This window comes from Serratia sp. K1WW1 (genome assembly GCF_055790865.1).
Genome location: NZ_CM147697.1, coordinates 5161871 through 5182116, shown reverse-complemented (window position 1 = coordinate 5182116; position 20246 = coordinate 5161871). Strand labels below are relative to the sequence as shown.

The following is a 20246-nucleotide window of genomic DNA, read 5'->3' as shown; positions in this document are numbered from 1 at the left end:
GGAGCGGGTCAGCCTTTGTTGGCCACCAAATCCGCGACTAGCCGGTTGACCGGATCGCTCATGTTGGTGAACTTGGTCAACTCCGAGCGGGTAACGACCACAAACACGCCGATATTTTGCTGCGGCACCATCGCCATATAGGTGATGAAGCCGCCGCCGCCGCCGGTTTTCTGGATGATCCCTGGCAGGCCATCTTTCGGTGCCATGTATACCCAGCCCAATCCCAAAGCAGAGGCTTCACCCGGTACATCCATGCCTTTCAGTGACGTCAGATCTTTACGCTGGAAATACATGGTTTGTTCAGTTAAGGCCGTTGGCTTGCGCGAGCCGCTTACGTTGGAGGAGAGGAACTGCTGCATCCAGCGCTGCATATCGCGCGGCGTCGAGTAAACCCCACCGCTGCCACTGGCGGCTGTGGTATCGCGGCAGGCGCTTGGCCCAGAGGCAGCCACCATCAGGCGTGAGCACTGCTCTGCGCTTGGCGTCAGCGTGGTATCAACCATCCCCAGTGGACCAGTGACTTTCTCGCGCAACAAGACGTTATAAGGCTTGCCAGCGGCACGTGACAACGCATCGGCCAATAGGTCGTAGGCCAGGTTGGAGTAGGCCGCCCGCACGCCCGGTGGCACGGTAATGGTGGCATGAGACAACCACTGCCAGCGCTGTGCCTTGGTGGGCCAGGTAAACACCGGCGTTTTTGGCGGTTTCTTGCCGGGTTGCTCACGCGGCAGGGCGCTGGTGTGCGTTGCCAGGTTCAGCAAGGTAATCGGCTGGCGTGAATTGTAGGCAGGAACGACGGCCCCTTTGGGAGCATATTTGCGCAGTGGATCGGTGAGTTTGACCTTACCTTCCGCCGCCATTTTGACCATCACTTCGCTGGTCATCAGTTTGGTGATGGAGGCGATGCGGATCAGGGAATCTGGCCGTGGACGCAGATCGTTGCCCGGTTTGGTATCGCCAAAACTGCGGTTAACCACCTGATTGTTATCGATCACCACCAGCGCCATACCGGTTGCGCCGCTGTTATAGAAGATATGTTCAGCATACTGATCGACAATCTGTGAGGTGAGCTGCGCGTCGGTCGCCTGGCTGGCCAAGGGGGTGGCACACAGGCCAAGCGCCAGCAATAACGTGGAGAGTGAGGTCTTCAACGGTCGTGTTCCATATAAAAATGTGGCAGGGAAGGCGTAAGTTGTCCGCTAGTGTAATGCGCTACGGCGCGATTGGCATGTGGTAAAAGTGGCGACAGGTAAAAGTTTTTCACCTTTCCCCTTCCGGCGAAGGGGAAAAGATCAGGCGACTGGCTGCGGGTGGGGGGCTAGCTGAATATTGTTGCGGCCACTGTTTTTGGCCCGGTACAGCGCGGCGTCGGCGGCACAGATCGCAGAGTCGATATCCAGTTTATCCAGCGCAGAAATCCCGGCGCTTAACGTCACCCTGGTTGTCTCCTGCGTGTGGAAACGATGGGTAATGGTCAATTCCTGCACGCATTGGCGCACCTTTTCCGCCAGATAGGCCGCGTAATCTTCACCGACGTTGGTCAGCAGAACCAAAAACTCTTCTCCACCGTAACGCACCACGATATCCCGTGAGCGCACCGCATCGCGGATGGTCGTTGCCACCTGGACTAATGCTTGATCGCCCAGGGTGTGACCGTAGCGATCGTTGTAGACCTTGAAGTGGTCGATATCGAGTAGCAGCACAAAGTGGTTGCCCGAAGTCGGCGAGAGCAACTGATCCAGTTTGCTTCCCAGCCCACGGCGGTTATACAGGCCGGTTAGCGGATCGATCATGCTCAGATCGCTGAACTTATCCCGTTCGTGATACAGGTTGGCCACCAGATGTTGGGTAAACATTTCGCTGCGCTTCAACAGCAAATGATGCACCGAGAAGGCGACGATCGGCAGCAGGGTGGTGAACAGAATTCGCATGGTGTTATGCATGCCGTCCAGCCACAGGATTATCAGCGCCGAGGGAACGGCGTGCAGGCAGAAGGCCAGCAGGTTATCCGTCAGCGAGATCGCGCTGATAAAGAAAATACTGAACAGGCTGATCAGCAAAAAGCCGTGGTTGTCACTGGCGGTAAGCTGGCTCTTACTATAGATGTGTGCCGCCCACAGCAGCCCAAGGATGATGGCGAGCAGGTTGAGCCTTTGGACGTAGTGGCGGGGCGAATACAGCGTAAATAACATGGCCGCCAGGCAAATCGCCGGAATGCAGATTAGCGGCAGCGTGAAGGCCGGGGTCTCTTTAAAGGGCACGAATAAAGTAAAAATGGCAGAGGCTGCATTCATCAACAAGAAAAGAAACAGGGATAAGCGCTGTTTGCTGGTTTGCAGTTGCTGATAAGAACGCGAGTTCATACGGGGATCACTCTTTACCAATGGGGCCGGTCGAAGGAAAAATGTTAGACAATGCCTGCTGAATAATTCCTATTGGTTATTATTAACAGACTATAAATGTTAAGAATTTTCTTATATGAAATTAACATTTTTCCAGCAGGCTGTCATCCGCGTTCAGCCGGATCTTGAAAAGAGTGCGGGCCAAAAAAAAGTGTTATATGATATTGGTTATCATTATCACTTGAAAGGTAGGGTTATCATGTTAGCTGCCATGGTTACCGCTTGTGGATTATGGGGCATCAGTTGGTGCCTGGGCAATCGGCTTGCCAGCGCCTGGGGCGTGTTGCTGCCCTGTGCTCTGATGCCGTTTCTGGCGTTGATCGACCTGGATATGATGCAACTGCGTACTCTGATCGTGGTTGCTATGCTGGCCACGCTGGTTATGCTGTTTAACAGCCGCTGGCGTCATTACCTGCTGCTCCCTTCCTGCATGGCTCTGGCCGGTGGACTTGCCGCAATCAGCCTGCATTTCAGCTTTAACTGAAACGACAAAACCACGCCTGAGCGTGTTGGTTTTTTTCAGTGAGTTTTTATGCAGGAACAGCTAGAAGAGAACTCATCAAGTGGTGCGAAGAGAGGGACTTGAACCCTCACGTCCGTAAGAACACTAACACCTGAAGCTAGCGCGTCTACCAATTCCGCCACCTTCGCACAGTTTGATGTGTTTTTGATTTTGATTTATATCACCAGCTTGGTGCGAAGAGAGGGACTTGAACCCTCACGTCCGTAAGAACACTAACACCTGAAGCTAGCGCGTCTACCAATTCCGCCACCTTCGCATACGATGCTGTGCAATATAAATCATGTGGTTATTTGGTGCGAAGAGAGGGACTTGAACCCTCACGTCCGTAAGGACACTAACACCTGAAGCTAGCGCGTCTACCAATTCCGCCACCTTCGCATACCAGATACGCTACCGGAGTAACGCTACCACGGAGGCGAATTCTAGAGATTTTGGCGGGGACGTCAATAGTTATTTCCCGGTTTAGCGGCGTTTGCTGTAAAAAACGGCATATCAGCGCTTTTTATGGCCCTCGAACAACGTAATCAGCCAATCAATCAATACCCTGACACGTGGCGCGAGGAAACGGCCAGGCGGATACATGATGTAGATCGGCATCGGCGGTGGTGGCGTATCGGCCAGCACTTCCACCAGTTCACCACTTTGCAACCAGGGAGAGAGCGTATAACGCGCTGCCTGGATGAGCCCCAACCCGGCACGGCAGGCACTGGTATAGGCATCGGCCCCGCTAACGCTCAATCTGCTTGGCAATTCGCGCAGCTCAAGGCGGCCATCACGGCAAAATTCCAGCGGGTAGTTGCGGTTATTCACCAAGGAGAAATAGCCCACCGCCCGATGATGTTGCAGCTCATCTAACGACTGCGGAGTACCAAACGTCTCTAGATAGGCGGGAGAGGCGCAGGTGAGCTGGGGCAGTTGGGCAATCCGCCGGGCAACCAGCGTATCGTCTTCGGTCTCCCAAGCCCGCAGTACGCAGTCCACACCTTCGCGCAACAGATCAACGTGGGTGTCGTTGGCCCCCAACGCAATTTCTATTTCTGGATAGCGCTGATAGAACTGATCGAGCGCTGGGATGACGATTTCCCGCGCCAGCGAATGGGGCATATCGATCCGCACCTTGCCGGTAGGTTGCAGCTTATGGTGGCTGAACAGGGTATCTGCTTCTTCCATGGCGTCCAGCAGGTGCAGACAACGTTGGTAGTACAGCGTCCCCTCGGCGGTAACCTGAACCTGGCGCGTAGTGCGCACCAATAATCTGACGCCAAGCCGTTGCTCCAGGCGTTTGAGCACGTTGCTAACCGTGGCTCGCGGCAGTTGCAACCGTTCGGCCGCGCGGCTGAAGCTGCCTAGTTCCACGATCCGGGTAAAGATGCGCATAGCCTGAACCTGATCCATTTTGCCGCCCGCATTGTTGGTGATTTATGAACAGTGATGTGCAATCTGCATTATTTATCTTTGTGGCATAAACAACCAGACTTTGTTTCGACATCCATGTTCAACAAGGACCACACAATGCAACAGCGCAAATTAGGTACTAATGGCCCCCTCGTCTCTGCCCTGGGTTTAGGTTGCATGGGGATGAGCGATTTCTATTCCACCGGTTATGATGAGCAGGAAGCGATCGCCACACTGCATCGGGCCCTGGAACTGGGGGTGACCCTGCTGGACACCGCAGATATGTACGGCCCGCACACCAATGAACAACTGATCGGCAAGGCGATCAAAGGCAAACGCGACCAGGTATTTCTGGCCACCAAGTTCGGTATTGTGCGCGATCCGGCAGATCCCACTGCGCGGGGTGTGAGCAGTAAACCGGACTATATCCGTCGCTCGGTAGAAGGCAGCTTGCAGCGGCTGGGGGGAGAAACCATCGATCTTTACTACCAGCATAGGGTCGACCCTACGGTACCGATCGAAGAGGTGGTTGGCACCCTGGCGGATCTGATCAAAGAAGGCAAGATCCGTCATATTGGCCTGAGTGAAGCCTCGGTTGCTACGTTGGAACGCGCTCACCAGGTGCATCCGATCACCGCGTTGCAGACTGAATATTCCTTGTGGAGCAGGGATGCCGAGCAGGGGCAACTGGCCGCTTGCCAACGTTTGGGCATTGGCTTTGTTGCCTATAGCCCGCTTGGGCGTGGCTTCCTGACCGGGGCGATCCAGAGTATCGAGGACTTGGCAGCAGACGATTTCCGCCGCGACAATCCACGTTTTCAAGGGGAAAACTTTGCTCGCAATCTGGAGTTGGTAACCAAGGTCAGTGAACTGGCCAGGCAGAAAGGCGTGACCCCGTCGCAACTGGCGTTGGCCTGGGTGATGGCGCAGGGGGAAAACATTGTTCCAATCCCTGGCACCAAACGTCGGCGCTATCTGGAAGAGAACGTAGCGGCTGCGGAGATCACGCTAAGCGAGCAGGAACTGGCGGCGATTGAGGCGGTATTCCCACTGGCAGGCGTGGCAGGTGCACGCTATACAACGGTAGGTATGGAGTTGGTTAACGGCTGATGGCAGGGGGCTACAGTGAGGATATTTCCCCCTAACCAGAGTGGTAAGGGGGGATCCTGACCTACTACCTTTTCTTCTTCGCATCGCGTGGCTGGCGGGCCACGGTGGCTTTGTACACCTTGAAGCGGCCATTCTGCGCCAACACTTCATGGCTGCCGAAGGTGGCATCCAGAATATCCGGGTAAGGCAGGAAGGCGTTGGCGACGATACGCAGTTGGCCACCGATTGGCAGGTGTTTTAACGCCCCGCGGATCAGCGTTTCTGCGGCGGTCAGGCTGGTGGCCAGGCCGTCATGGAACGGTGGGTTGGAGATGATCAGGTCAAAGCGGCCGGTAATGTCGGAGTAGACGTTACTGACGATCACTTCCCCTTCAATACCGTTGGCAGCCAATGTCGCCCGGCTGGATTCTACGGCAGCGGCATTGACGTCGCTGAGGGTCAGCTTCATTTTCGGCGACAGTTTAGACAGCACCGAAGCCATTACGCCTGCGCCACAACCCACGTCCAGCACTTTGCCTTTCATGTGTTTTTCCAACGTGGAGAGCAGCAGTGAACTGCCAACGTCCAGGCCGTCACGGCTGAACACGCCAGGCAGCGTCTTCACTTCCAGATCGTGCAGCTGATAGCTTTCCCACCAGTCGGCCAGATCAAACTGGGTTTGCACATCAATACGGCCATGATACAACCCACAGCGGCGAGCGCTGTCGATCTTGGCAAGCGTGGCATGGCCTTCCAGAGTTTGTTCCGCGCTGCGCACGCCGCTGCGGTTTTCACCGACGACAAAAATTTCTGCGCCAACCGGCAGCAGGGCCAGGATATTGCACAGTTGGAACTGTGCCTCCTGCTTGCTCTTTGGCCAGTAATACACCAGCGTATCGCACTCGGCGACGAAGGCAGGATCGACCGTCAGGCCGAACTGTGCATGCTCTCCCATCGTCCGGTTCAGTAACTGCCAGTGATGGTATTGCTGGGTGTGGACACGCACATCCGCAGCCTCGAATTGGGCCGGCAGGGTATCCTGCAGATCGCCGGCAAACAGTACGCGGCGTTCCATAAATTCATCACTGTGGCGCAGCATGACTTCACTGGCGGGGGTTAATGCAGACATCAGTTTTCGGCTCCTCAAGATTTAGCCGGAGATTATAGAGGTTTGTGGCGAGATGTTCGACGGGTTTGTTGGCGCACACCCCGTGGGTTTGTTAGCATAGCGCGGCATAGGGCAGGTAGGGTGCGTCACACACGGGGATCGGCATGGCATCAAAACGCGACTGGTTGTTACAACAGCTGGGGATTACGCAGTGGACATTACGCCGCCCTGGAGTGTTGCAGGGGGAGGTAGCGGTAAGCGTGCCCCCGAACATGCGCCTGTTGGTGGTGGCGCAGACATTGCCAGACCAGCACGACCCGCTGTTTTGTGACGTGCTGCGCAGCCTGGGGCTGACAGCGGCACAAACCTATGGCCTGACACCGGATCAGGTAGCGATGCTGCCACAAGATACCGAGTGCAACAGTTGGCGGTTGGGCGTCACGGAGCCGTTAGCGGTGGCCGGCGCGCAGCTACATAGCCCGGCGCTGGCCGAGCTTTCTCAAGATGCGAGTGCGAAACGCGCACTCTGGCAGCAGATTTGTCATCATGAACAGCATTTCTACCCTGACAGCGGCCGATCTGGCCACAGCCTTCAAGATTGAACAAGCCAGCCATGCGTTTCCCTGGACCGAGGCGACGTTAGCCAGCAATCAGGGTGAACGTTACCTTAACCTGAAACTGGAAGCTGAGGGGCAAATGGCGGGTTTTGCCATTACCCAAATCGTGCTGGATGAAGCGACGCTGTTTAATATTGCCATCCACCCAAGCTGGCAGCGCCGGGGCTTTGGCCGCACGCTGCTGACCGCCGTGATCGAGCAATTGGAAGTACGTGGTGTGGTCACTCTGTGGCTGGAAGTTCGAGCCTCCAACCGCGGAGCGATAGCGCTCTACGAAGACCTTGGCTTCAATGAAGTCACGGTGCGCCGCAACTATTACCCCGCAGCCAGTGGCCGCGAAGACGCGATCGTTATGGCGCTGCCGCTGGGGTAGCGACTTATAGTTCCCCTTGTGCAGCCTGTTTGGCCTGCCATTATCTTATGCCGAAGAAACCATTGATTGTCACCGGTTGGTAAATCAGCGAAAATACTCGGCTACTATCTTTTTATTACCGCTTTGCCTGGCGCCGCGATTGGCGCGTTGTGATGATGAGCAGGGCGGACTAACCATAGAAACGTGAAAAACATGTCTCCTAGTGAATTCGCCCGCGAAGTTGCGAAAAGAAGAACTTTCGCCATTATCTCGCACCCCGATGCGGGTAAAACCACCATCACCGAGAAGGTGCTGTTATTCGGACACGCTATCCAGACCGCCGGTACGGTAAAGGGCCGTGGCTCCAGCCAGCACGCCAAATCCGACTGGATGGAGATGGAAAAACAACGTGGTATCTCGATCACCACCTCGGTGATGCAGTTCCCGTACCGCGACTGCCTGGTCAACCTGCTCGATACCCCGGGGCACGAAGACTTCTCCGAAGATACCTACCGTACCCTGACGGCGGTGGACTGCTGCCTGATGGTGATCGACGCCGCAAAAGGCGTTGAAGATCGTACCCGCAAGCTGATGGAAGTTACCCGCCTGCGTGATACGCCGATCCTGACCTTCATGAACAAACTTGACCGTGACATCCGCGATCCGATGGAAGTGATGGATGAAGTTGAGCGTGAACTGAAAATCGCCTGCTCGCCGATCACCTGGCCGATCGGCTGCGGCAAGCTGTTCAAAGGGGTTTACCATCTCTATAAAGATGAAACCTATCTGTATCAGACCGGTAAAGGTCACACCATTCAGGAAGTGCGTATCGTTAAAGGGTTGAACAACCCGGAGCTCGATGCTGCCGTAGGCGAAGATCTGGCCGCCCAGCTGCGTGATGAGCTGGAACTGGTGCAAGGGGCTTCCCATGAGTTTGAGCAGGAAGCCTTCCTGGCAGGCGAACTGACCCCGGTGTTCTTCGGTACCGCTTTGGGCAACTTCGGTGTCGATCATATGCTTGATGGGCTGGTGGCCTGGGCGCCTGCGCCAATGCCGCGTAAAACCGATACCCGTGAAGTGGTCGCCGCTGAAGAGAAATTCACCGGCTTCGTGTTCAAGATCCAGGCGAACATGGATCCTAAACACCGCGACCGTGTGGCATTTATGCGTGTGGTGTCTGGGCGCTATGAGAAAGGCATGAAACTGCGCCAGGTACGTACCGGCAAAGACGTGGTGATCTCCGATGCGCTGACCTTCATGGCCGGTGACCGCTCGCACGTTGAAGAAGCCTATCCAGGCGACATCATTGGCTTGCATAACCACGGCACCATTCAGATCGGCGATACCTTCACCCAGGGTGAGGATATGAAGTTCACCGGTATTCCGAACTTTGCGCCAGAACTGTTCCGCCGTATCCGCCTGCGCGATCCGCTCAAGCAGAAACAGTTGTTGAAGGGGCTGGTCCAGCTGTCGGAAGAGGGTGCGGTGCAGGTATTCCGCCCAATCGCCAACAACGATCTGATCGTTGGTGCGGTCGGCGTGCTGCAGTTTGACGTGGTGGTTGCCCGTCTGAAGAGCGAATACAACGTGGAAGCGCTGTATGAATCGGTGAACGTCTCCACAGCCCGTTGGGTCGAGTGCGACGACGTGAAGAAATTCGAAGAGTTCAAGCGTAAGAGCGAGCTGAACCTGGCGCTGGACGGCGGCAACAACCTGTCGTATATCGCACCAACCATGGTTAACCTCAACCTGACGCAGGAACGCTACCCAGAAGTGGTGTTCCGCAAAACCCGCGAGCATTAATCTCCTATACAGGGCGCTTCCAAGCGCCCTGTGTTTTCCGTCTACAGCCCCCATCCTGCTAATTAATAAACCCTTCTCACTAATCCTTTCTTCTAAACCGAACAAGATTTTTCGGCGATTTGACGGCAAGTTTTCGCTGATGGTCTATATTTATCAGGGTGCATAGCGACATCTGAGCGTAAAATACTATCGTACCCACATATTTTAGAGAGTTATTCGGTAGTGTTGCCGATCGGAGACAGTCCTATCTTAGTAATATCAATAAGATAGTGATGTGGATCCCAAATCAACTGCTATCTGTCTCCAATAGACGACGGTTTTGCGCTTAATTGTTGCTCATTTGTTTTGTTGTTGTTGATTTTTAACGGCGTTTTTAACTTGGCACGGGCATTGCAGGTATACTTACCGTAGAGCAATAGTCCGGTCGTGAACGTTTGATTGTATAGAGATCGTGAAGTATTCATTTGAGTTAGCCGCACTCTGGCGGCACCAGAGCCCACAGCAGTTTGGGGTTCTACAACAAGAAGGAAGAGATCGATGAAAAATACCAAGTTTGCACATTCGCTGATGGCAGTCGTTTTGGGTTCGGTACTGGTTAGTGGTTCAGCCCTGGCTGAAGAGACCATGATGAACAAAGCATCAGGCGTAGTTGATAGTACTGGTGCCAAAATCGATAGCTCCATGAAAAAAGTCGACAACTATATGGATGACAGCGGCATAACGGCTAAAGTTAAAAGTGCGCTGGTTGACGATAAAGCCATCAAAAGCACCGACATCTCGGTGGAAACCGAAAAAGGTGTGGTGACGTTGAGCGGTTTTGTCGCCACTCAGGCTCAGGCTGAGAAAGCGGTAGACGTTGCAGGTCGGGTAGAAGGGGTCAAATCCGTCAGCGATAAGCTGCACGTGAAAGATCAAGCGACCCAGTCGGTGAAATCCTATGCCGGTGACACCGCGACCACCAGCGAACTGAAAGCTAAACTGCTGGCCGACGACATCGTGCCTTCACGCAACGTGAAAGTAGAAACCACTGATGGTGTGGTGCAGCTTTCCGGTGAGGTGAAAACCCAGGCGCAGTCTGACCGTGCAGAAAGTATTGCCAAAGCCATTGATGGCGTGAAAAGCGTCAAGAACGATCTGGCGGTAAAACCTTAATCGTCAGTAACAGTAAGCAATAACTCCCAGGCTAACGCCTGGGATGTACTACCAGAAATAGAATAATCCGCAGTTTTAAGCCGCACCCAGCAGGGGCGAGCCAAACGCGAAATTTTTATCACCATGGTAAGGAGAGGCTTATGTTTCGATGGGGCATTATATTTTTAGTTATTGCATTGATCGCCGCAGCACTGGGTTTTGGTTCGTTGGCAGGTACTGCTGCCTGGGCCGCCAAAGTAGTGTTCGTGGTAGGGATCATTCTGTTCCTGGTCAGCCTGTTTACCGGCCGTCGGCGCCCTTAGCGTCTCTCTAAACTGTAACAAAGCTTGATTCTTTTTCTTGGCGCCAGGAGGCAGGTCATGAATAGCGACATCATTGTTGGCCGTTGGAAACAGCTGAAAGGCCAGGTTTGGCAGGCATGGGCGGAGTTTTCCGGCAATGACGGCCTGTGGCTGGCAGGGAGCAATGACTGCCTCTCTGGCGTATTACAAGAAGATTACGGAAGAGAGCAAGAAGAGGTATCCTCGGGAAAACGGCCACATTGAGGATACGGGGTTGGGATACAGAATACCCATCACGCTCGGTAATATAGAACCCCTGGCGTATAAACCATACCGGCCCGGTAAAATGGCGCTGGTGTGTGAGGGCGGCGGACAGCGCGGTATCTTTACCGCTGGCGTACTGGATGAATTCCAGCGCGCCCGCTTTAACCCTTTTGATCTGATGATTGGTACCTCTGCCGGCGCGCAGAACCTCTCGGCATTTATTTGTGGCCAGATGGGCTACGCACGGCGGGTGATCACTCGCTACACCACCTCTGCCAATTTCTTCAACCCGCTGCGCTTTGTGCGTGGTGGGCATCTTATCGATCTCGATTGGTTGTTGGACGTCACCTCGCAACAGTTGCCGCTGGCCTTTGACGTGGCGGAAAAGCAGCTGATTGATGGCCGTGAATTTCTGATGTGTGCCTGTCGCAGCGATGACTTTACGCCGGTTTATCTCCCTGCGGCACGGGATAGCTGGTTACCGGCAATCAAGGCCTCCAGCGCCATCCCCGGTTTTTACCGTATGGGTGTAGAGCTGGATGGCATCAGCTATCAGGATGGCGGCATCAGCGATGCCATCCCGGTGGAAGAGGCCTATCGCCGTGGGGCGGATACCATTGTGGTGATCCGCACCGTGCCTTCACAGATGTTTTATACGCCGAAGTGGATGAAACGCATGGAGCAATGGCTGGGTGAAAGCAGCCTGCAGCAAATGGTGCGGGTGTTGCAGCATCATGAGCAGAGCTATTTGCGCATCCAGCAATTTATTGAAAAACCCCCTGGTGAACTGCGCATCTTCGAAATATTCCCGCCTAAGCCGCTGGCGAGCAATGCGCTCGGCAGCCGTTTGCCCGCGCTGAATCGCGATTATCATCTGGGCCGCCGTTGTGGGCGCTATTTCCTGGCGACGGTTGGCCACTGGCTGCTGGAGCAGGAAAAGAACGATGGCATGACGGTAACAACATCACTTTCCCGGCGTCTTATCCAGCCAGAAACTGTGCGGATGCCTTCGCCGATTATTACCGATGTGCTTAACCCGCAAAGCCATGTCTTGCAGCCTGAAGCGACGCCAAAAATCATCCTGCCAGGTGACGGAGATGTGCTGTGAGTTACGCCTTTACTGATACCCATTGCCACTTTGATTTCCCGCCTTTTAGTGGGGATGAGCAGGCGAGCCTGGCATTGGCTGCGCAAGCCGGGGTGCAGCAAATTATTGTGCCAGCGGTAACGGCCGATCGCTTTGTGCGTATTCTCAAACTGGCGCGCGAGCATACCCCGCTGTTTGCCGCGCTGGGGTTACACCCGCTGTATATCGCCCAACACCATGATGAGCAGCTTGAACATCTGGCAGGCTTTCTGGCCAGTAAGCCGCAGAAGCTGGTAGCGGTAGGGGAGATTGGGTTGGATCTGTATATGGCCGAGCCGCAGTTTGAACGCCAACAGGCGTTGCTCAAGGCACAGCTGAAGTTGGCAAAGCAGTACGATCTGCCGGTGATCTTGCACTCCCGCCGTAGCCACGATCAGTTAGCTGCCGCATTGCGTCGTACCGAGGTGCCGCGCCGTGGTGTGGTGCATGGCTTTGCTGGCAGCCTGGCTCAGGCGCAGGCCTTTATTCGCCTGGGTTATTATATTGGCGTTGGCGGCACGGTCAGCTACGAGCGGGCGCAGAAGACACGCCAGGTGATGGCGCAGTTGCCGTTGACCTCACTGTTGCTGGAAACCGATGCGCCGGACATGCCGTTGGCGGGTTATCAGGGGCAGCCTAACCGGCCTGAGCGGGCTGCGGAAGTATTTCAGGTCCTTTGCCAACTGCGGCCTGAATCTGCCGACGACATTGCCGAACAGCTACAACAAAATAGCCAATCCCTGTTTGCATTGGATCCGCACTCCTCAGTTTAAATGTGATTTGAATCACGTTGTGTGATTTTCAGTTGCTTCCACTTGTATATAATTGTGACATAAAACGAGTCTCATTCTGCCTCCCTCAGTATAATTGCGTCCCATTATCGCCCTTGGGCAACCCGTTTCATCCAGCGGGCCGGGGGCATTTATTCTTCGTAACAGGGACATACTCGTATGCAACTCTTCATGAGCCTGATCGGTATGGTGGTCTTGATCGCCATTGCGGTGCTGCTTTCCAGCAACCGGCGCGCTATTAAACTGCGTACCGTACTCGGCGCGTTTATCATCCAGGTTGGCATTGGCGCGCTGGTGCTCTATGTCCCGGTCGGGCGCCGTATTCTTGGTGGCATGTCGGAAGGGGTGGCAAACGTCATCGCTTACGGTAACGAGGGCATCGCTTTCATCTTTGGTGGCCTGGTTTCCGACAAAATGTTTGAAGTGTTCGGCGGTGGCGGCTTCGTGTTCGCCCTGCGTGTGTTACCGGTGATTGTGTTCTTCTCCTCGCTGATTGCGGTGCTCTATTACCTGGGCATCATGCAGGTGGTGATCAAGCTCCTCGGCGGTGGTTTGCATAAGCTGTTGGGTACCTCACGGACCGAATCGCTGTCAGCCACGGCCAATATTTTTGTGGGGCAGACCGAAGCGCCGCTGGTGGTGCGCCCTTATATCGCCACCATGACCCAGTCGGAGCTGTTTGCCGTAATGTGCGGCGGCCTGGCTTCGGTAGCCGGTTCCGTGCTGGCGGGCTATGCCCAGATGGGCGTACCGTTGGAATACCTGATCGCCGCTTCCTTTATGGCCGCGCCGGGTGGGCTGCTGTTTGCCAAACTGATGGTGCCGGAAACCGAAAATACCCAAGACCGAGCCGATGCGATGAAGCTGATCGCCGAAGACGAGCGCCCGGCAAACGTCATCGATGCCGCAGCCTCTGGTGCGGCATCCGGTATGCAATTGGCGTTGAACGTAGGGGCGATGCTGTTGGCATTTATCGCTCTGATCGCGCTGCTTAACGGTATTCTTGGCGGTATTGGTGGCTGGTTCGATTTCCCACAGCTGTCGCTGGAACTGATCCTGGGCTGGGTATTCTCACCTATCGCCTATCTGATTGGCGTGCCTTGGAGTGAAGCGATGGTGGCGGGTTCGTTTATCGGCCAGAAGGTGATCGTTAACGAATTCGTGGCCTACATGAACTTTGGTGCCTACCTGCGTCCAGATGACGTGGTGGCCGCTGAGGGGCTACAGGTGTTGTCACAGCACACCAAGGCGATCATCTCCTTTGCGCTGTGCGGCTTTGCCAACCTGTCTTCCGTGGCGATCCTGCTGGGTGGTCTAGGCAGCATGGCACCAGGCCGTCGTCACGACATTGCTCGTTTCGGGTTGAAAGCGGTGGCAGCCGGTACCTTATCCAACCTGATGAGCGCCACCATCGCCGGATTCTTCCTGGCGTTGTAAGCTATACTTGATATCAACAACCAGGCTCCTGAAGGGGCCTGGTTACCTGCAAAAAGGGCATTCGCCTGACGACCGCCGTCTCTTTAGTGAATTTGTGAACAATATCGCGTTATTTTGTGATGATCTTCACATATAATTCAGTCCTGTTACAGTGCTATCCTGTGTAGTGTGAATCAGAACACAAATATGCCAGAGTGATCGTGTTCAAATGGCGATTGCTGGCTATGCGAAAATCGAAGGGCTATGTGCGGTGAGAAGGATCTCAGTTGCTGGCGTGGGAAGACTATCCCGCGCGCTATCTTCAAGGAACCAAGTCCGCTCGCCAACATCAGAATGCTCAGTTGGAGAGTTTTATGACCGAATTAACCGCAGCAGCGCAACGCGCGCTGAACCTGATGGATTTAACCACGCTGAACGAAGATGACACCGACGAGAAAGTGATCGCGTTGTGTCGTCAGGCGAACAGCCCGGCAGGCCATACTGCCGCCATCTGCATCTATCCGCGTTTTATCCCGATTGCCCGCAAAACGCTGCGTGAGCAGGGGACGCCAGATATCCGTATCGCCACCGTCACCAACTTCCCGCATGGCAATGATGATATCGACATCGCCGTGGCAGAAACCCGTGCGGCCATCGCCTACGGTGCCGATGAAGTTGACGTGGTATTCCCTTACCGTGCCCTGATGGCCGGTAATGAGGAAGTCGGGTTTGAGCTGGTCAAACAGTGCAAGCAGGCCTGCGCCGCTGCCAACGTGCTGCTGAAAGTGATCATCGAAACCGGTGAGCTGAAGCAGGCGGAACTGATCCGTAAAGCCTCTGAGATCTCTATCAAGGCCGGTGCTGATTTTATCAAGACCTCTACCGGTAAGGTGCCGGTCAACGCCACGCTGGAAAGCGCTGAGCTGATGATGACCGTGATCCGTGATATGGGCGTAGGCAAAACCGTTGGCTTCAAGCCAGCCGGTGGCGTGCGTACCGCAGAAGATGCTCAACAGTATCTGCAACTTGCCGGGCGTCTGCTGGGTGAAGACTGGGCCGATGCGCGCCATTTCCGCTTTGGCGCGTCGAGCCTGTTAGCCAGCCTACTGACCACGCTGGGGCATAGCACCCAAGCCGCTGGCAACGGTTACTGATTTTCATACCCTTCGTCTTTCAAGCCGTAGCGTTGTTGGCTGCGAACGTAAACCCCAGTCACTTATGATGTATAAGCTCCTGGGGATTTACGTTCTTGCCGCCTAGCTACAACTTGAAATCCATTGGGTATCTCGCGGCATACTGTTTTCTTTCGGATACTACAGCGTGGATAACGCTTCCCTATGGTATGTCGAGTCTTCCTAATATCAGCTAAAACAGGGGGCTACTTTGTTCTTGGCACAAGAAATAATCCGTAAAAAACGTGACGGGCAACCGTTGAGCGAAGCCGAGATCCGCTTCTTCATTAACGGCATTCGTGACAACGTGGTGTCAGAAGGGCAGATTGCCGCGCTGGCGATGACCATCTATTTCCACGACATGACCATGCCTGAGCGTGTGGCGCTGACCATGGCAATGCGTGATTCTGGTACGGTGCTGGACTGGAAAAGCCTGTCGCTGAACGGCCCGATTGTGGATAAACACTCCACTGGCGGCGTGGGCGACGTGACTTCGCTGATGCTTGGCCCGATGGTGGCAGCCTGTGGCGGCTACGTGCCGATGATTTCAGGCCGTGGCCTGGGCCACACCGGCGGTACGCTGGACAAGCTGGAAGCGATCCCTGGCTTTGATATTTTCCCGGACGACAACGCGTTCCGTAAGATCATCAAAGACGTTGGCGTGGCGATCATCGGCCAGACCAGCTCACTGGCTCCGGCAGACAAGCGTTTCTACGCGACGCGCGATATCACCGCTACCGTCGACTCCATTCCGCTGATCACCGGCTCTATTCTGGCGAAGAAACTGGCCGAAGGGCTGGATGCGCTGGTTATGGATGTGAAAGTTGGCAGCGGTGCCTTTATGCCTACCTACCAGCTTTCTGACGATTTGGCCCAGGCGATCGTGGGCGTTGCGAATGGTGCCGGTTGCAAAACGACCGCGCTGCTGACTGATATGAACCAGGTGCTGGCTTCCAGCGCCGGTAATGCGGTCGAAGTGCGTGAAGCGGTACGCTTCCTGACCGGGGAATATCGCAATCCGCGTCTGCTGGAAGTGACCATGGCGTTGAGCGTGGAAATGCTGCTGTCTGGCGGCCTGGCTAACGACGATGCTGACGCACGCGCCAAACTGCAGGCGGTGCTGGATAACGGCAAAGCGGCGGAAATCTTTGGCCGCATGGTGGCGGCACAGAAAGGCCCAAGCGATTTTATCGAGCGTTACGACAGCTATCTGCCAGCCGCGACGTTAACCAAGCCGGTTTATGCCGAGAAACCAGGTATCATTACCGCGATGGATACCCGTGCACTGGGTATGGCGGTGGTGTCACTGGGCGGTGGCCGTCGTCGTGCGACCGACAGCATCGACTACAGCGTGGGCCTGACCGATGTGGCTCGCCTGGGCGACACTGTCGATACCCAGCGTCCATTGGCGGTGATCCATGCCAACGACGAAGAAAGCTGGCAGCAGGCGGCAGATGCGGTACGCAGCGCGATGGTTCTGGGCGACAAAGCGCCAGAAGTCACGCCGGTGGTTTACAAACGCATCTCTCAATAACATTTTTTAAACGTTCAATGGCAGTTTTGAATTTTGTGACTGTTTATACCCAATGGATTTCGAGCTACAGCTAGGCGGCAAGTGCGTGAATCCCCAGGAGCTTACTTAAGTAAGTGACTGGGGTGAGCGCACGCAGCCAACAACGCTGTAGCTTGAAAGACGCAGGGTATCAGCGTGAATACGCAGGAGAGTATGATGAAACGTACGTTTATTATGGTGCTAGACTCATTCGGCATTGGCGCGAGTGAAGATGCCAAAAGCTTTGGCGATGAAGGTTCCGATACCCTTGGCCATATCGCTGCTGCCTGTGCGCGCGGCGAAGCCAACGTGGGCCGTAGCGGCCCGCTGACCCTGCCAAACCTGAGTCGTTTGGGCCTGGGCAAAGCGGCTGAAGAGTCGACCGGCAAGTTCCCGGAAGGGTTGGATAAAGACGCTGAAATCATAGGTGCTTACGGCCATGCCAGCGAGCTTTCCTCCGGTAAGGATACGCCATCAGGCCACTGGGAAATTGCCGGTGTGCCAGTCTTGTTCGACTGGGGCTACTTCTCAGACGAGCACAACAGCTTCCCGCAGGAACTGCTGGACAAGCTGGTGGCGCGTGCCAACCTGCCGGGCTACCTCGGTAACTGCCATTCATCCGGTACTGTGATCCTGGATCAACTGGGCGAAGAGCATATGAAAACCGGCAAGCCGATTTTCTACACCTCTGCGGACTCGGTGTTCCAGATTGCCTGCCATGAAGAGACTTTCGGCCTGGATCGCCTGTACGAGCTGTGTGAGATCGCTCGTGAAGAGTTGACCGAAGGTGGCTACAACATCGGCCGTGTGATTGCCCGTCCGTTCCTGGGGAATAAGCCAGGTGAGTTCCAGCGTACCGGTAACCGTCACGATCTGGCCGTGGAACCCCCGGCTCCAACCGTGCTGAAAAAGCTGGTGGATGAGAAGGGTGGCGAAGTGGTTTCCATCGGTAAGATTGCCGATATCTATGCCAACGTGGGGATCACCAAAAAGGTGAAAGCTACCGGGATCGACGCCCTGTTCGACGCCACCTTGGTCGAGATGGAAAAAGCCGGTGACAACACCATCGTGTTCACCAACTTTGTTGATTTCGATTCCTCCTACGGCCACCGCCGTGACGTGGCTGGCTATGCTGCCGCGCTGGAGCTGTTTGACCGCCGTCTGCCAGAGCTGCTGAAGCTGGTGAAAGGGGATGACATCATCATCTTCACCGCTGACCACGGCTGCGATCCGACCTGGCCAGGCACCGACCACACCCGTGAGCACATCCCGGTTCTGGTTTATGGCCCGAAAGTCAAACCAGGCTCGCTGGGGCATCGCGAAACCTTCGCCGACATCGGCCAGACCGTCGCCAGCTATTTTGGCGTGTCGCCGATGGATTACGGCAAATCCATGCTTTAATACCGCTTTTAATGACGCTGGCCTTGATGCCAGCGTCTTTATTTCAATGAATTGAGGGAAGTGATTATGGCAACGCCACATATTAATGCTGAGATGGGTGATTTCGCTGATGTAGTGCTGATGCCGGGGGATCCGCTGCGGGCAAAATACATCGCAGAAACCTTCCTGGAAGGCGCGGTGGAAGTGAACAACGTGCGTGGCATGTTGGGTTTCACCGGCACCTATAAAGGTCGCAAAATCTCGGTAATGGGCCACGGTATGGGCATCCCATCCTGCTCTATCTATGCGCGTGAACTGATTGCCGAGTTTGGCGTGAAGAAAATCATCCGTGTCGGCTCTTGTGGCGCCGTGCGTGATGACGTCAAACTGCGTGATGTGGTGATTGGCATGGGGGCTTGTACCGATTCCCAGGTTAACCGTATGCGCTTCAAAGGCCACGACTATGCGGCCATTGCGGATTTTGACATGGTGCGTAATGCGGTTGACGCAGCGGCTGCGCAGGGCATCCCTGCACGCGTGGGTAATATCTTCTCCGCCGATCTGTTCTACACGCCAGATCCGGATATGTTCCAGGTGATGAAGAAGTACGGCATCCTGGGCGTAGAGATGGAAGCGGCAGGCATCTACGGCGTGGCCGCAGAGCTGTATGAAGAGTTTGGTAGCACGGCGTTGACCATCTGCACCGTTTCCGACCATATCCTGCGTCACGAGCAGACCACTGCTGCCGAGCGTCAGACCACCTTTAACGAGATGATCGTTATCGCGCTGGAATCTGTCCTGCTGGGCGACAAAGCGTAATGACCTCGCGGGCGCAGCACGCTGCGCCCCATTTTATCTATTCACCCTTATACCAACCTTTCTAGCTAATTCTTTACCTTTCCGCTAATTAGCGCTATTACTCTATTCATCTATCTATTCACTAATCTATTCAGCGCTTGGCTTAATCTTTCTTTGTCTCTTCCTGCTCTGCCGGTTTCTCGTCATCACCATCATCTACCGTGTTACCTTCTGCCAGCGGCGTGTTGGCGGTTAGCAGGTATGGCGACTGCTGCCAGCGGCTGCGGCGGCCTTGCAATAGGGTGCGGGCCAAAATAATGCCGATGGCCAGCGCCAGCAGGATCATCAGGCGCAGCAGGTTGGTGGTGTTATCCACCTGTTTGGATTCGGTGGCCAGCACGTGAGTATCCAGCGTTACGCGGATAAAGCCCAGCGGGCCATCTTTGCCCTGGATTGACTCGACAAGCTGGTGGTTGAAGTAGCTACCCGCGCGTTTGCCATCCAGAGCCAAGCGATCGCGCACGCTAATCTGCTCGCCGGAATGGGCGATCAGGGTGCCGTCCAATTGATAGACGCTGGCGTCCAGAATACGGCTGTGATCGGTCAACTGCGTGAGAATGCGCTCAACCTGCTGATTGTCTATGTCGCTGTCGCCATCCATCAGCGGAGTCAGGCTAAAAGCCACCTGCTTGGTCAAGGTTTGTGCCAATTCTTCGACCTGTTCCGATCGCGCCATTTGGTGGCTCAGGCTAAAATAGGAGGCACCTTGCATCAACAGCACCAGCAACGCCAGGCAAATCAGGATAATAGCGGTGCGATGCAGGCGGAATTTCAGTTTAGCTTTAGCCATTAGGCTTCCTTTAGGGCGGTCATCCGGGAGTCACGATTGACCACCTGGCTGTGCGGTACCGGGATGTACCAATACCGCGAGCGCATGGATGCGCTAGAGCGGCCAACTAGAGATTCATAGGTAATATGTTGCCAGAAGCAATGGCGATAGGATAGCTTGATGCGTCGTTTTATCA

The 20246-nt window shown here is 55.0% G+C and carries 20 protein-coding genes and 3 tRNA genes; 15 read left to right on the top strand and 8 right to left on the bottom strand.

What is annotated here, in order from left to right:
- Positions 1-8 precede the first annotated feature (8 nt).
- Positions 9-1151 carry a D-alanyl-D-alanine-carboxypeptidase/endopeptidase AmpH gene (gene ampH / locus ACX9GU_RS23435; protein WP_141131090.1) on the bottom strand — a complete coding sequence of 381 codons (1143 nt, stop codon included), beginning with the start codon at positions 1149-1151 and terminating at the stop codon, positions 9-11.
- A gap of 141 nt (positions 1152-1292) precedes the next feature.
- The gene (locus tag ACX9GU_RS23430) at positions 1293-2363 is read right to left on the bottom strand and encodes a GGDEF domain-containing protein (RefSeq protein ID WP_473193077.1); all 1071 of its coding nucleotides are present in this window, start codon (positions 2361-2363) and stop codon (positions 1293-1295) included.
- Positions 2364-2601: 238 nt separating this feature from the next.
- Here ACX9GU_RS23430 and ACX9GU_RS23425 point away from each other — a divergent pair, with 238 nt between their 5' ends.
- On the top strand, positions 2602-2886 hold the full coding sequence (locus tag ACX9GU_RS23425; RefSeq protein ID WP_021808011.1) for a DUF1435 domain-containing protein: 285 nt from the start codon (positions 2602-2604) through the stop codon (positions 2884-2886).
- Positions 2887-2966: 80 nt separating this feature from the next.
- Here ACX9GU_RS23425 and ACX9GU_RS23420 read toward each other — a convergent pair.
- From ACX9GU_RS23420 to ACX9GU_RS23405, 4 genes are all read right to left on the bottom strand, one after another.
- A tRNA-Leu gene (locus ACX9GU_RS23420) sits at positions 2967-3053 on the bottom strand.
- Between the two features lie 41 nt (positions 3054-3094).
- Positions 3095-3181 (bottom strand) — tRNA-Leu (locus tag ACX9GU_RS23415).
- Positions 3182-3216: 35 nt separating this feature from the next.
- Positions 3217-3303: transfer RNA gene (locus tag ACX9GU_RS23410), tRNA-Leu, on the bottom strand.
- 114 nt (positions 3304-3417) lie between these two features.
- Positions 3418-4320: a LysR family transcriptional regulator gene (locus ACX9GU_RS23405; RefSeq protein ID WP_473193076.1), complete on the bottom strand. Its 903-nt coding sequence runs from the start codon at positions 4318-4320 to the stop codon at positions 3418-3420.
- Positions 4321-4437: 117 nt separating this feature from the next.
- Here ACX9GU_RS23405 and ACX9GU_RS23400 point away from each other — a divergent pair, with 117 nt between their 5' ends.
- The gene (locus ACX9GU_RS23400) at positions 4438-5430 is read left to right on the top strand and encodes an aldo/keto reductase (protein WP_473193075.1); all 993 of its coding nucleotides are present in this window, start codon (positions 4438-4440) and stop codon (positions 5428-5430) included.
- 64 nt (positions 5431-5494) lie between these two features.
- Here the strand turns inward: ACX9GU_RS23400 and rsmC are convergent, their stop codons facing one another.
- Positions 5495-6538, bottom strand: coding sequence for a 16S rRNA (guanine(1207)-N(2))-methyltransferase RsmC (gene rsmC / locus ACX9GU_RS23395; protein WP_065683642.1), 1044 nt, complete (start codon positions 6536-6538; stop codon positions 5495-5497).
- A 143-nt stretch (positions 6539-6681) separates the two neighbouring features.
- On the opposite strand from rsmC, the gene ACX9GU_RS23390 reads away from it, so the two are divergent.
- The 13 genes from ACX9GU_RS23390 (at position 6682) to deoD (ending at position 19242) form a co-directional block, all read left to right on the top strand.
- The gene (locus tag ACX9GU_RS23390; RefSeq protein ID WP_473193074.1) at positions 6682-7119 is read left to right on the top strand and encodes a DNA polymerase III subunit psi; all 438 of its coding nucleotides are present in this window, start codon (positions 6682-6684) and stop codon (positions 7117-7119) included.
- Positions 7064-7507 carry a ribosomal protein S18-alanine N-acetyltransferase gene (gene rimI / locus ACX9GU_RS23385; protein WP_473193073.1) on the top strand — a complete coding sequence of 148 codons (444 nt, stop codon included), beginning with the start codon at positions 7064-7066 and terminating at the stop codon, positions 7505-7507. Before ACX9GU_RS23390 ends, rimI begins: the two co-directional genes overlap by 56 nt.
- 192 nt (positions 7508-7699) lie before the next feature.
- On the top strand, positions 7700-9289 hold the full coding sequence (gene prfC, locus ACX9GU_RS23380) for a peptide chain release factor 3 (protein WP_021808015.1): 1590 nt from the start codon (positions 7700-7702) through the stop codon (positions 9287-9289).
- 537 nt (positions 9290-9826) lie between these two features.
- Positions 9827-10441, top strand: coding sequence for a molecular chaperone OsmY (osmY, locus tag ACX9GU_RS23375; RefSeq protein WP_065683639.1), 615 nt, complete (start codon positions 9827-9829; stop codon positions 10439-10441).
- Positions 10442-10581: 140 nt separating this feature from the next.
- Positions 10582-10743 (top strand): DUF1328 domain-containing protein, encoded by a 162-nt coding sequence (locus tag ACX9GU_RS23370; protein WP_004933089.1) that lies wholly within the window; start codon positions 10582-10584, stop codon positions 10741-10743.
- Between the two features lie 57 nt (positions 10744-10800).
- On the top strand, positions 10801-10986 hold the full coding sequence (locus ACX9GU_RS23365) for a CsbD family protein (protein ID WP_024485503.1): 186 nt from the start codon (positions 10801-10803) through the stop codon (positions 10984-10986).
- Between the two features lie 10 nt (positions 10987-10996).
- Positions 10997-12094 carry a patatin-like phospholipase family protein gene (locus tag ACX9GU_RS23360; protein ID WP_473193072.1) on the top strand — a complete coding sequence of 366 codons (1098 nt, stop codon included), beginning with the start codon at positions 10997-10999 and terminating at the stop codon, positions 12092-12094.
- Entirely contained in the window at positions 12091-12885 is a 795-nt protein-coding gene (locus ACX9GU_RS23355; RefSeq protein ID WP_473193071.1) for a TatD family hydrolase, read from the top strand. Before ACX9GU_RS23360 ends, ACX9GU_RS23355 begins: the two co-directional genes overlap by 4 nt.
- Positions 12886-13062: 177 nt before the next feature.
- Positions 13063-14340, top strand: coding sequence for a NupC/NupG family nucleoside CNT transporter (locus ACX9GU_RS23350; RefSeq protein WP_473193070.1), 1278 nt, complete (start codon positions 13063-13065; stop codon positions 14338-14340).
- A gap of 353 nt (positions 14341-14693) precedes the next feature.
- Positions 14694-15473 carry a deoxyribose-phosphate aldolase gene (gene deoC, locus ACX9GU_RS23345; protein ID WP_037376682.1) on the top strand — a complete coding sequence of 260 codons (780 nt, stop codon included), beginning with the start codon at positions 14694-14696 and terminating at the stop codon, positions 15471-15473.
- Positions 15474-15702: 229 nt separating this feature from the next.
- A complete protein-coding gene (deoA, locus tag ACX9GU_RS23340; protein ID WP_473193069.1) occupies positions 15703-17025 on the top strand; it encodes a thymidine phosphorylase in 1323 nt (440 codons plus the stop codon).
- 195 nt (positions 17026-17220) lie between these two features.
- Complete coding sequence (gene deoB, locus ACX9GU_RS23335; RefSeq protein WP_024527234.1) at positions 17221-18444, top strand: phosphopentomutase; 1224 nt, start codon at positions 17221-17223, stop codon at positions 18442-18444.
- A 66-nt stretch (positions 18445-18510) separates the two neighbouring features.
- Positions 18511-19242 carry a purine-nucleoside phosphorylase gene (gene deoD, locus ACX9GU_RS23330; RefSeq protein ID WP_021179222.1) on the top strand — a complete coding sequence of 244 codons (732 nt, stop codon included), beginning with the start codon at positions 18511-18513 and terminating at the stop codon, positions 19240-19242.
- Positions 19243-19384: 142 nt separating this feature from the next.
- Here the strand turns inward: deoD and ACX9GU_RS23325 are convergent, their stop codons facing one another.
- Positions 19385-20071 (bottom strand): YtjB family periplasmic protein, encoded by a 687-nt coding sequence (locus tag ACX9GU_RS23325; RefSeq protein ID WP_021179224.1) that lies wholly within the window; start codon positions 20069-20071, stop codon positions 19385-19387.
- Positions 20072-20246: the final 175 nt, after the last annotated feature.